The following is an 11,368-nucleotide window of genomic DNA, read 5'->3' as shown; positions in this document are numbered from 1 at the left end:
TAGCTGACACACTCATCCGGTCAATAGCAAGGCGCTGCAAGATCCAGCGGGTGACCCGATAAGTAAGCTTGGCGCCGTCATCAGCGCAGGTTAAAGATTCTTGGAAGATCTTCCTCTTACATGAGTCGGCTGTGCACAAGAATCTAGGGACTGTTACATGCAACCTGGTGGGGAATCCAACGACAGGAAGATCAACGAGTCGACGGATGGTGTGGTCACGAAGCTTGCCAGGCTGGCCGCAGTCCGGGCACACGCCGACAACGGCTACTGGCCTAGCCTCAATGATAGTCAACGCTCCGGCATCGGCAGCACCGGTGATGGCAAGACCGATTTCCGCGGTACGGCAGATGGTGTCAGCAACGAGGTTTCCAGTAGGCTTCACAGTACGGGTCCCTGGTGGGTTTAGATGGTTGTGTAGGAACTTTCATCTTCACATCAGGGACCCCTACATGTTGTGGTGACCCGCTGAACCCGTCGTGTTCTACTTCACCCCGCTACGCACCCCAAAACCGGAAGAGCCGGTAATCCGCTTCGCGAAGATGCGTACAGTGTTCTACGGGAACGGTCGTTGTGTCCCGACTTAGGTCATCGGGCAGGTGCCGCAACGTCACTCTTGACGCTGCTACCTTGCATTTTTCGACGGCGGGGTGGAGTTGTTCCGCACCAATTTGGCCTAAGTCGGGTTGGTAGTGAAGACGACGTAGAGGTACCCCCAAGACTTGTATTGGTGGTCGTCACTGTGGCGAGGGAAAGACAGCAAAACCTTGAGACTGGGCAGCGGCGTGGAGCTGTTTGTCGTAGGTGAAAAAGGTCAGGGTGAGGCCAGCGTCGCGGAGAAGACAGGCGCTCGCCAGGTGGATGGCATCCAGGGAGCGAACGCCGGTCAGCGAGCAAGCTCGACGAATGACCTCATCGCTGATGCCAACTTTGGAGACCCCCTCCGTGAACTTCCGGTAACCGGCGCCGGTGAGGCCACTGCGCTGCCACACTTTAGATAACTCGATGTCAATGAGTGCAGAAGAAAACAGTTGCTGGCCTTCAAGGAGTGCAGCGACTTCGGAGCTTTCGCGCTCGGGCAAGGCCAACTTCGCTAGTGCCGAAGTGTCGACGTAGATCATCACAAGCGGTCTTCCCTATCCAGTAGCGATACAACGTCTGTCCCGGAAGGCAGATAGTCTGTGGTGCTTGGCTGTGAGTAAGGCTTCGGGTTGTGGCTCAGGATTCCGGCAGCTACTAACTGCTCCACGGGGCTATCTAGAGATGAAATGGGAACAACGCGAGCAATGGGCCGATTGCGGTCGGTGATGACCACGCTTTGACCTGTAGCGGCAACTTCGCGAACGATGTGGCCAGAACGCTGGTTGAGTTCGCGCAAAGAAATGTTGGTCATTGCTCCAACCGCCTTTCCTTATTGGCTGGTGACTGTAAAAAGTTAAATGTAGAACAGTAGAACAATGGTGATTTTAGTGGCAGAGCTTAGAGGGGACAAGGGGGGCGTCGTCAGTTGCGTGGCCGCGCTGCGGAACGGAATTGCGGCCTAGCTGGGTCTAACTGGGGAGATGTCCGTGCGGTGACTACACTGTCTAACCATGACTAACCCGAGCGATAACACCACCCACCGCTACACGCCGGAGCTCGCCGCGCAGATCGAAAGTGCCTGGCAGCAGTACTGGAAGGATAACGGCACCTTTAATGCGCCGAACCCAGTTGGGCCGCTCGCGGAGGAGGGTAAGGAACTTCCCGCGGAGAAGATGAACATCCAGGACATGTTCCCCTACCCTTCCGGCGCGGGCCTTCACGTGGGCCACCCGCTGGGCTATATCGCTACGGATACCTACGCGCGTTATCAACGCATGCTGGGCAAGAACGTCCTGCACACGCTGGGCTATGACGCTTTCGGTCTGCCGGCAGAACAGTACGCCATCCAGACGGGTACGCACCCGCGCACCACGACGGAGGCGAATATCAAGAATATGCGCCGCCAGCTGGGCCTTCTGGGCCTGGGCCATGATCCGCGCCGCTCGGTGGCCTCGACTGACCCGGAGTTTTATAAGTGGACGCAGTGGATCTTCCTGCAGATTTATAACTCCTGGTTCGATGAGGAGCAGCAGAAGGCGCGCCCGATTTCTGAGCTCATCAAGGAGCTCGAGGTGGGCAAGCGCACCACTAAGGACGGCCGCTACTACGCGGACCTGAGCAAGGAAGAACAGCGCAAAGCACTCGACGACTTCCGTCTGGTCTACCTGTCCAACTCCACCGTGAACTGGTGCCCGGGCCTGGGCACGGTGCTGGCCAACGAGGAGGTCACCGCGGAGGGCAAGTCCGAGCGCGGTAACTTCCCGGTCTTCCGCAAGAACCTGCGCCAGTGGATGATGCGCATTACCGCTTACTCGGACCGCCTGCTCGATGACCTGGAGCTTCTGGATTGGCCGGAGAAGGTCAAGTCCATGCAGCGCAACTGGATTGGCCGCTCCCGCGGCGCGGAGGTCACCTTCCACGCTGAGGGCTACAACATCGACGTCTTCACCACCCGCCCGGATACCCTCTTCGGCGCGGAGTACGTGGTGCTGGCCCCGGAGCACGAGCTTGTCGACGCCCTCCTCTCCCCCATCCCCTACGAGGATGATGTCGACGAGCGCTGGACCTTCGGCCACGATGATCCGAAGGAGGCCGTGGAGGCCTACCGTGCTTCCATCGCCGCGAAGTCCGATTTGGAGCGCCAGGAGAACAAGGAAAAGACCGGCGTCTTCCTGGGCACTTATGCCACCAACCCGGTCAACGGCAAGAAGGTCCCGATCTTCATCGCGGACTACGTCCTGACCGGCTACGGCACCGGCGCCATCATGGCGGTCCCGGCGCACGATACCCGTGACTACGAGTTCGCCACCGTCTTTGGCCTGCCCATTACGGAGGTCGTCGCTGGCGGCGACATCACCAAGGAGGCCTATACCGAGTCCGGCAAGGCCGTGAACTCCGCCAACGATTCCCTGGACATCAACGGCATGTCCAAGGACGAGGCCATCGCCGCCATCATCCCGTGGCTGGAGGAACAGGGCGTGGGCCGCGAGAAGATCCAGTACAAGCTGCGTGACTGGCTGTTTGCCCGCCAGCGCTACTGGGGCGAGCCCTTCCCCATCGTCTACGACGAGGCCGGCCAGGCCTACCCGCTGCCGGAGTCGATGCTGCCCATCGAGCTGCCAGAGGTAGAAGACTACAAGCCGGTGTCCTTCGACCCGGATGATGCCGATTCCTCCCCGCAGCCGCCGCTGGCCAAGGCCCGCGAGTGGGTTGAGGTGGAACTGGACCTGGGCCTGGGCGATGGCCCCAAGACCTACTACCGCGATACCAACGTCATGCCGCAGTGGGCAGGTTCTTCCTGGTACCAGCTGCGCTACATCGATCCGACGAATGACGAGATCTTCTGCAATATTGAGAACGAGCGCTACTGGACGGGCCCGCGCCCAGACGAGCACGGTGCCAACGACCCGGGTGGCGTTGACCTCTACGTCGGTGGCGTTGAGCACGCCGTGCTGCACCTGCTCTACTCGCGCTTCTGGCACAAGGTCCTCTTCGATCTGGGCTACGTGAGCTCCAAGGAGCCCTACCGCCGCCTCTACAACCAGGGCTACATCCAGGCTTACGCTTACACCGATTCCCGTGGCGTCTACGTCCCAGCCGCCGAGGTTGAGGAGAAGGATGGCAAGTTCTTCTACAACGGCGAAGAGGTTAACCAGGAGTACGGAAAGATGGGCAAGTCCCTGAAGAACGCCGTGGCCCCGGATGACATCTGCAACGAGTACGGTGCCGATACCCTGCGTGTTTACGAGATGTCGATGGGCCCGCTGGATACCTCCCGCCCGTGGGCAACAAAGGACGTCGTCGGTGCGCAGCGCTTCCTCCAGCGCCTGTGGCGCCTGGCTATCGATGAGAATTCCGGCGAGCTGTGCACGACGGACGCGGAGCTTTCCGACGATGACCTGAAGCACCTCAACCGCACCATCGCCGGTGTGCGCGATGACTACGAGAACCTGCGCCTGAACACCGTGGTGGCCAAGCTCATTGAGTATGTGAACTACCTGACGAAGGCCTACCCGAAGGGCGCGCCGCGCGCCGCCGTGGAGCCCTTGGCCCAGCTGGTCTCCCCTGTTGCCCCGCACATCGCGGAGGAACTGTGGAAGCGCTTTGGTCACGATGAGACCGTGACCTACGAGGCCTTCCCGGAGTTCGACGAGAAGTACCTGGTTGATGATGAGATCGAGGTTCCGGTACAGATCAACGGCAAGGTCAAGGCCCGCGTCATGGTGCCTGCCGACGCCGACCAAGCCACCGTCGTGGGCATTGCCAAGGACGATGAGCGCATTGCGGAGCTCACCGCTGGCAAGAACGTGGTCAAGGAGATTTACGTTCCGGGCCGCATGGTCAACCTGGTGGTCAAATAAAACCACCGGGGCCCCGATAAGTCGGGGCCCCAACTGCCCTAGTTGACGAAACCAGCGCCTTCCAGCGAATGATCGTGGGGAAAATCGTCAGTTAGGGCAGTTTTGCGCCTAGGCGTGTACCTTCGTCACTCCCCTCGCAGCGCGCAACGTCTGCGTGACTCCATCGACATGCGGGAGGTAACTGACAAAAGGCGTCTGACAAAAGGCATCTGTCATAAGGCGTTTTCGCGGCCAAAAACGCCATTTACTCAGTGCAGATGGCGTTTTTAGACCCAAAGATGCCTTTTGCAGGACGCCTTCCTGTCCTAGGCGGATTTAGCGTGGAACAACCCCACCCCACCGCCGAACAATACTAGGTAGCAGTGTCATTAGTGGCGTCTACAAGGTCGCGACTTGGAACTAGTCCAGCTCTTGGTTCAGCTCCTTGCGCACCTTGGTGATGATTTCGCCGAGGAAGCCTTGGCACCCATCGGTGATGTCAGGGAACGTGGAGTCATCCTCGAGAATGCCCAGCGTGAACAGCAGGTCGCGGGTGATGGCGTGCGTGTAGTCGTATTCCGGATTGAACTCCCACTCACCGCGCAATAGGTGGACTAGTTCGAAGGAGAGCTGAGGAATGCCCTCCGGTTCGGCGTAGGCATAAGGGATGTTGTTCATGATGACCTGCGTTGCCCAGAGCGGATCGCTCATGGCCTTGCGGCCATATTTGGTGAGCTTGATCTGCGTCGTTGTGGTCTTGAGCCAATCCAAGTCCGTGAGGAATCCGCGCAGGTTCAACAGCGGCTGGTGGTAGTCCTCGCGCTTGACGTCATCAAAATCATTGGGGCTATTCAGCCCTTCCTTGAGGCGCGCGACAGCCGCCTGCTTGAGGTAGCCGGCCCCGGTCAGGCGTGGATATTCCTCGATGACCTCGAGGTATTCGCGTATACGCTGGCCTACGTGGTGAGCGGTGGCGTCGTCAAGCGCCGGCAGCTCATAGTCGGGGCGCAGCTCCGGGTAGGCCTCGTGGATTTCCGCGCGCCATTCCTCCAGCATCTCCGAGGAGGGCACCGGGATGTCCTCGAAGGGTGTGGAGCGGAAAGGATCCAGGGGGAGATCCCCAGGCAGTGCGGGCTTGGTGCCGCCCTCCAGGTTGGCGGCCTCCGTGCCCATGGTGGCGAGGCGCTGCGCCACTGCCGGCGGGAAGAAGGTGGTGAGGCGCTGGTGGATTTGGTCCAGTGTGTAGTTGGGGAAGAGCGCGAAGATGCGCTCCATGCTCTCGGTAGGAACAGCCATGTAGGCCATAGTCGCCTGGACATCGAGGACCACCTTGAACATCGCCTCGGCACTGCCCAGCTCACTCATCAGATCGGGGCCCTCACCGGCGATGAGGGCTGGCAGCCCCATGACGACGCGCGAGGTGTCCGCCACGCTGATGCTGATATTCCATGCGCCGTCCGAGGGGTGGTAGTGCGCTACTTCCCGGAAGGTCTCGAAAAAGTCCTGGTCAATGATGGTGAGGACGTCGATCGGCGTGCCTTCCTCGCCCACGAGGATTCCCGGATGAGAGGGCTCAAGGCCGAGCGCGGCGTGGACAATGATCATCATCTCGCCCACGGTGAGTTCCGCGGGGGCGGCGACGAAGCGGGAGGTGGTGAAGAAGGGATTCTCCACGTCGATGCGGACGTTCCTAGCGAGGTTCATAGTGCCCGACAGTATTAGAAAACAGTGCTAGCCGCGCGCCAACGCTTCGCCCACGCGCTTGCCCGAGTGGATGCACCCGCCCAGGAAGGTGCCTTCCAGCGCATTTTTGCCGTGCATGCCGCCACCGCCGAAACCGGAGGCCTCGCCGCAGGCATAGAGGCCAGGCAGAACCGTACCGTCGGCGTTGAGGCACTGGCCGTCCAGGTTGGTCTCCAGGCCGCCGAGCGTCTTGCGGGTCAGGAACTTCAGGCGCACGGCGATGAGAGGGCCCTTGGAGTTATCGAGGATGCGGTGTGGGGGAGCAACGCGGATGAGCTTGTCGCCTAAGAAGCCGCGGGCCACGCGGAGATAGTTGACTTGGGCGTCCTTGCTGAAGGGATTATCCAGCTGGGAATCGCGATCTTCCAGAACTTTCCTAAGTTGGGTTACATCAATGGTGGGGGAGCCCTCCGGAGAGATTTCGTTCATTCCGGTGACGAGATCCTCCAGGTTGTCTTCCACGACCCAGTCGATACCGTTTTCCATGAAAGCTTTGACTGCCACGTGCGTGCCGGGGCCTAGCTTGCCGGCGAGCTTCTTGAATTCCTTATCCGTCAGATCCGGGTTCTGCTCTGAGCCGGAGAAAATGAACTCCTTATCCACGATGGCCTGGTTGAGCACGAACCAGGAGTAACCGTGCCCGGTCTGGCCAATGTGGGCCAAGGCCGCTAGGTTATCGGTGCCGGGGAAGAGGTTGGTGGGCAGGCGGTTGCCTTCGGCGTCGAGCCACAGTGCCGAGGGGCCGGGGATGATGCGGATGCCGTGGCCAGGCCAGATGGAATTCCAGTTGGTCATGCCCTCGGTGTAGGCCCACATGCGGTCGGTGTTGACCACGGAGGCGCCGGCTTGTTGGGCGATGTCGATGCCGCGGCCGTCGACATGCGCTGGAACGCCCGTGACCAGTTCCTTCGGGCATTCGCCCCAACGCTCAGTGGGCCACATCTTGCGTACCTTGTCCAGGTTGCCGCCGATGCCGCCGGTGGCGATGACCACGGCGGCGCCGCGGAGCTCAAAGTGCTTGACGACGTCCCTCGGGCTCGCCTCACCGCGCGGCTGGCTGGTGGGGGAGAGGACGCTGCCGCGCACGCCGACGACGCGGGGACTACCAGTGTCGTCGTTGTCGACGACGAGCTCATCCACGCGGTGGCGGAAGTGGAACTCTACCTGGCCCTTTTCTTCTGCCTTGAGGAGCGGCTCACGGAACACGCGCACGACCTCCGGGCCCGTGCCCCACGTGAGGTGGAAGCGCGGGACGGAATTACCGTGGCCGGAGGCATCGCCGGAACCGCGCTCGGCCCAGCCGATGGTGGGTAGGACGTTGAGGCCCAAGGACTTGAGGTAGCAGCGCTTTTCATTGGCGGCGAAGCGCACGTATTCGCGTCCCCATTTCTTGCCCCAGTAGTCGTGACGGTCCGCCTCGGTCACTGGGTCATAATCTGCGGAGTTGGCCCAGTCCCGCCAGGCCAAGTCTTCGGAGTCCTTAACCCTCATCATCTTCTGCTCGGGGGAGTCGACATAGAACAGCCCGCCGAGAGACCAGAAGGCCTGGCCGCCCAGGTTATTGCGGTTTTCCTGTTCTAAGAAGATGACGTGCTTGCCGCCCTTGAGGGCCTCGTAGCCGGCGACCATGCCGGCGAGGCCGCTGCCGACGATGATGACGGAGCCAGTGGTTGAGGTAGTTTCTTTCATGACAGTAATGATAAAAGAAACCGGACTCGATTGTGTGACTTGGCTCGCACACAATCGTCTTCGCGCCGAGGTATGGCCTAGGCGTAGGTCGTGTTGACCTTCTCCACGAGGGTGAGGACATCGTAGGTCGCCACGATCTCGTCCTCCTGGTTGTAGAGCACGGCATCCCAGCAGACCTCGCCGTAGTCATCGGTCACGCGCGGGGTGATGCGCTTGGCGGTGAGCTCCACGCGGATGGAATCGTCGTAGGTCACCGGCGTGATGAAGCGCAGGTTCTCCAGGCCGTAGTTGGCCAGAACCGGGCCCGGTGCGGGCTCCACGAAGAGGCCCGCAGCCCAGGAGACCAGCAGGTAGCCGTGTGCGACGCGGCGCGGGAAGAAGGGGTTAGCTGTTGCAGCCTCCTCGTCCGTGTGGGCGTAGAAGGTATCGCCGGTCTTCTCCGCGAACTCGAGGATTTCCTCGAGGGAGACGTGGCGCAGGTCGGAAGCGAATTGGTCACCAATCTGCAGCGTGGCCAGGTCCTTGCGGAAGGGGTGGGTACCCTGGCCGTTTTCCACGTCGGCGCGGGTCACGCGCTGCACGGCTGCGCCGCGGTGCCACTGGCCGGTAATGGCGGTGAGGTGGTCCGGGGTTCCCTGAACGGCGGTGCGCTGCATGTAGTGCAGGATGCCGCGCACACCACCCAGTTCTTCGCCGCCGCCGGCGCGACCCGGGCCACCGTGGACGAGGTGCGGGAGGGGAGAGCCGTGGCCGGTAGACGTCTTCGCATCATCGCGGTCGAGGAAGTGCAGGCGGCCGTGATGGGCGGCGATGCCGAGTGCATACTCGCGTGCCAGCTGCGGGTCATGCGTAATAACGGAGGCAACCAGCGAGCCAGAGCCCAAGGCGGCGAGCTCGATGGCCTCGGCGGGGGAGTCGTAACCCAGGAAGGAGACGACGGGGCCGAAGGCCTCGGTGTCGTGGACAGCTGGGGCGCGGTTATCGGCAAAGCGCAGGATAGTGGGGTTGAAGAACGCGCCCTTGGCCTCCTCGCCGCCGTAGACTACCTCGCCGCCGCCGGCCTTGAGCTTCTCGACGGCCTCCGCGACGTCTTGCTTCTGATCTGCGGAGACCAACGGACCCATGGTGGCGGAGGCATCGCGCGGATCGCCCACGACCACCTTGTCGCGCAGGCGTGCGCTGAGGGCTTCAATGGTGGCGTCGACAAGCGCATGCGGGACGATGGCGCGGCGGATGGCGGTACATTTCTGGCCCGCCTTTGAGGTCATTTCGCCGAAGACTGCCTTGACGAAGGCGTCGAACTCCGGGGAGTCCGCCGTGACATCGGTACCCAAGATGGCGGCGTTGAGGGAGTCAGCCTCCGCGCTGAACTGGATGCCGCCCTCGATGACGTTGCGGTGTGCGCGCAGGGTGTTCGCAGTATCAGCAGAGCCAGTAAAGGCCACGTGATCGCGATAGTCCAGGTGATCCAACAGGTCACGGGCGGAGCCGGAAATGAGTTGCAGGCTGCCCTCCGGCAGGATTCCGGAATCGATCATGAGGCGCACACACGCCGCGGTGATGTAGCCGGTCGGCGTGGCGGGCTTAACAATCGAGGGCACGCCTGCGATGAAGGCCGGGGCGAACTTCTCCAGCATGCCCCAGACGGGAAAGTTGAAGGCGTTGATCTGTACGGCTACGCCAGGGATGGAGGTGTAGATGTGGCGGCCAATGAAGGAGCCGTCCTTGGAGAAGACCTCCGCTTCGCCATCCGGCATGACGGTGGAGTTGGGCATCTCGCGGCGGCCCTTTGAGGAGAAGGTGAACATGGTGGAGATACCGCCGTCGATATCGACGAAATTATCGCGCTTATTAGCGCCGGCCTTGTTGGCCAGTTCGTAGAGCTCTTCGCGGTGGTCTTGGAGGTAGATCGCCAGCTCCTTGAGCTTGAGGGCGCGCTCGTGGAAGGTGAGCTTCTGCAGTCCTTCGCGCCCGGTATTGCGGGCGTAATCGATGGCGCCGGCGATGTCGAGGCCTTCGGCGCTAACCCTGGCGACAACGTCCCCGGTGGAGGCGTCGTGCACGTCCGCAACGCGCGAAGGGTTGTCCGGGGTGAGCCACTGGCCGGAGAGGTAGCTGGGGACGAGGGCTTCAGTCATAGCGAAAAGTTTGGCCTTTCCATTAGTTTCCGAACGGTTGGTCAGTAAATACAGGCTAGTATAGTCTGCGTCACATTTCTAGGATTAAGTAAGGAGTGCAGCATGGCCGCAGGGGTATGGAAGATTCAGTTGGGTGAGCTGGACAAGAAGATGGGCGTAGAAATCTTGGAAGAGTCGGCTGAGCGAGTGGTAGCCACCATGCCGGTTGAGGGAAATACCCAATCTTTCGGGCTGCTCCACGGTGGTGCCATGGCCTGTATCGCCGAGGCCGTCGGCAGCTGGGCGGCGGTGATCCACGCCTCGACGCTGGGCAAGGTCGCCGTGGGCGTGGATATCAACGCGACGCACCACGCTTCCGGGCGCTCGGGTCTGGTGACGGCGACGGCCACCGCCATCAAGCTGGGTAAGACGCTGTGCTCCCACGAGATCGTCATTACAGATGACGAGGGGAGGAGGCTGTGCACGGCGCGTATTACCAACGCGCTCGTGGCTCCTAAAAATAAGAACTAAGGGCGCGTGCCTTAATCCGAGTAGTCGTAGAAGCCCTTGCCGGACTTGCGGCCCAGCTCGCCGCGGGCGACCATGTCGCGCATGAGCTGCGGCGGGCTAAAGCGCTCACCCAACTGGGATTCGAGGTATTCGGCGATGCCGAGGCGCACATCCAGGCCCACGATATCGGTCAGCTCCAGCGGGCCGATGGGGAACTTGTAGCCCAGCACCATGGCGTTGTCGATATCGCGCGGGGAGGCCACGCCTTCCTCGACCATGCGGATAGCTTCAAGGGCAATGGCCACGCCGAGGCGGGAGGAGGCGAAGCCCGGGGCATCCTTAACCACCACCGCGGTCTTGCCCAGGCCCTCGACCCAGCCCTTGGCGGTGTCCACGAGTGCATCAGGGGTGGACTCGGCGACGACCACCTCCACCAGCTTGGAGGCCGGAACCGGGTTGAAGAAGTGCAGGCCGATGACGTCGTTGGGGATGCTCTCTGCCAGCTGGGACACCGATAGTGAGGAGGTATTGGTGGCGACGACGGCTTGCGGGGCGGCTTCGGCGATATCCTTAAAGGCGGCCACCTTGAGATCCATCGACTCCGGAACTGCCTCAACCACGAGGTCAAAGCCGGCAAAGGCGGAGGCGGCGGTGGACAAGCTGAGACGCTCATCCCAGGATTCGAAGGTGCCTTCCGCGCCGCGGTCGAGGGAGCCGCGGATGGCCTTGTGCACGCGCTCGCGGGCGGCGGCCACGGCGTCATCGTTGATATCCACCACGGTCACGGACGCGCCGGCGGCCAGGAAGGCGTGAGCGATGCCTGCGCCCATACGGCCGCCGCCGAGCACGCCGACCTTGGCAGGAACCTGCAGTACTGAGGACATGAGTTGA

General features: G+C 61.7%; 9 protein-coding genes. 2 read left to right on the top strand and 7 right to left on the bottom strand.

What is annotated here, in order from left to right:
- The 3 genes from HMPREF2806_RS08400 to HMPREF2806_RS08390 all read right to left on the bottom strand — a co-directional run.
- Positions 1-382: ISL3 family transposase (locus HMPREF2806_RS08400; protein WP_070517326.1), on the bottom strand; the 382-nt coding region annotated here is incomplete at its 3' end.
- A gap of 352 nt (positions 383-734) precedes the next feature.
- Positions 735-1,118 carry a type II toxin-antitoxin system VapC family toxin gene (locus tag HMPREF2806_RS08395; protein ID WP_070510079.1) on the bottom strand — a complete coding sequence of 128 codons (384 nt, stop codon included), beginning with the start codon at positions 1,116-1,118 and terminating at the stop codon, positions 735-737.
- Entirely contained in the window at positions 1,118-1,390 is a 273-nt protein-coding gene (locus HMPREF2806_RS08390) for a type II toxin-antitoxin system Phd/YefM family antitoxin (protein ID WP_049154824.1), read from the bottom strand. Before HMPREF2806_RS08390 ends, HMPREF2806_RS08395 begins: the two co-directional genes overlap by 1 nt.
- Before the next feature lie 199 nt (positions 1,391-1,589).
- Here HMPREF2806_RS08390 and leuS point away from each other — a divergent pair, with 199 nt between their 5' ends.
- Positions 1,590-4,439 carry a leucine--tRNA ligase gene (gene leuS, locus HMPREF2806_RS08385; protein ID WP_070517324.1) on the top strand — a complete coding sequence of 950 codons (2,850 nt, stop codon included), beginning with the start codon at positions 1,590-1,592 and terminating at the stop codon, positions 4,437-4,439.
- A gap of 399 nt (positions 4,440-4,838) precedes the next feature.
- Here leuS and HMPREF2806_RS08380 read toward each other — a convergent pair whose 3' ends face one another.
- The 3 genes from HMPREF2806_RS08380 to paaZ all read right to left on the bottom strand — a co-directional run bounded on the left by HMPREF2806_RS08380 (position 4,839) and on the right by paaZ (position 9,988).
- On the bottom strand, positions 4,839-6,122 hold the full coding sequence (locus tag HMPREF2806_RS08380) for a hypothetical protein (protein WP_070517321.1): 1,284 nt from the start codon (positions 6,120-6,122) through the stop codon (positions 4,839-4,841).
- 27 nt (positions 6,123-6,149) lie between these two features.
- Positions 6,150-7,850 carry an FAD-binding dehydrogenase gene (locus tag HMPREF2806_RS08375; RefSeq protein WP_070517320.1) on the bottom strand — a complete coding sequence of 567 codons (1,701 nt, stop codon included), beginning with the start codon at positions 7,848-7,850 and terminating at the stop codon, positions 6,150-6,152.
- Between the two features lie 77 nt (positions 7,851-7,927).
- Complete coding sequence (gene paaZ, locus HMPREF2806_RS08370; RefSeq protein ID WP_070517314.1) at positions 7,928-9,988, bottom strand: phenylacetic acid degradation bifunctional protein PaaZ; 2,061 nt, start codon at positions 9,986-9,988, stop codon at positions 7,928-7,930.
- Positions 9,989-10,090: 102 nt separating this feature from the next.
- Between paaZ and HMPREF2806_RS08365 the strand changes: the two genes are divergently transcribed.
- Complete coding sequence (locus HMPREF2806_RS08365; protein ID WP_070517313.1) at positions 10,091-10,498, top strand: PaaI family thioesterase; 408 nt, start codon at positions 10,091-10,093, stop codon at positions 10,496-10,498.
- A gap of 11 nt (positions 10,499-10,509) precedes the next feature.
- Here HMPREF2806_RS08365 and HMPREF2806_RS08360 read toward each other — a convergent pair whose 3' ends face one another.
- Complete coding sequence (locus tag HMPREF2806_RS08360; RefSeq protein WP_046648761.1) at positions 10,510-11,361, bottom strand: 3-hydroxyacyl-CoA dehydrogenase family protein; 852 nt, start codon at positions 11,359-11,361, stop codon at positions 10,510-10,512.
- Positions 11,362-11,368 lie beyond the last annotated feature (7 nt).

It is taken from the genome of Corynebacterium sp. HMSC076G08 (genome assembly GCF_001811515.1).
GTDB classification, from domain to species: domain Bacteria; phylum Actinomycetota; class Actinomycetes; order Mycobacteriales; family Mycobacteriaceae; genus Corynebacterium; species Corynebacterium hiratae.
Note: the sequence above shows the minus strand (reverse complement) of the source record. Positions and strands in the feature narration are given on the sequence as shown.

Excerpts from the sequence above, each read along its gene's own strand:
- HMPREF2806_RS08395 (WP_070510079.1), bottom strand. The coding sequence starts at position 1,118 with ATGATCTACGTCGACACTTCGGCACTAGCGAAGTTGGCCTTGCCCGAG.
- HMPREF2806_RS08390 (WP_049154824.1), bottom strand. The coding sequence starts at position 1,390 with ATGACCAACATTTCTTTGCGCGAACTCAACCAGCGTTCTGGCCACATC.
- leuS (WP_070517324.1), top strand. The coding sequence starts at position 1,590 with ATGACTAACCCGAGCGATAACACCACCCACCGCTACACGCCGGAGCTC.
- HMPREF2806_RS08380 (WP_070517321.1), bottom strand. The coding sequence starts at position 6,122 with ATGAACCTCGCTAGGAACGTCCGCATCGACGTGGAGAATCCCTTCTTC.
- HMPREF2806_RS08375 (WP_070517320.1), bottom strand. The coding sequence starts at position 7,850 with ATGAAAGAAACTACCTCAACCACTGGCTCCGTCATCATCGTCGGCAGC.
- paaZ (WP_070517314.1), bottom strand. The coding sequence starts at position 9,988 with ATGACTGAAGCCCTCGTCCCCAGCTACCTCTCCGGCCAGTGGCTCACC.
- HMPREF2806_RS08365 (WP_070517313.1), top strand. The coding sequence starts at position 10,091 with ATGGCCGCAGGGGTATGGAAGATTCAGTTGGGTGAGCTGGACAAGAAG.
- HMPREF2806_RS08360 (WP_046648761.1), bottom strand. The coding sequence starts at position 11,361 with ATGTCCTCAGTACTGCAGGTTCCTGCCAAGGTCGGCGTGCTCGGCGGC.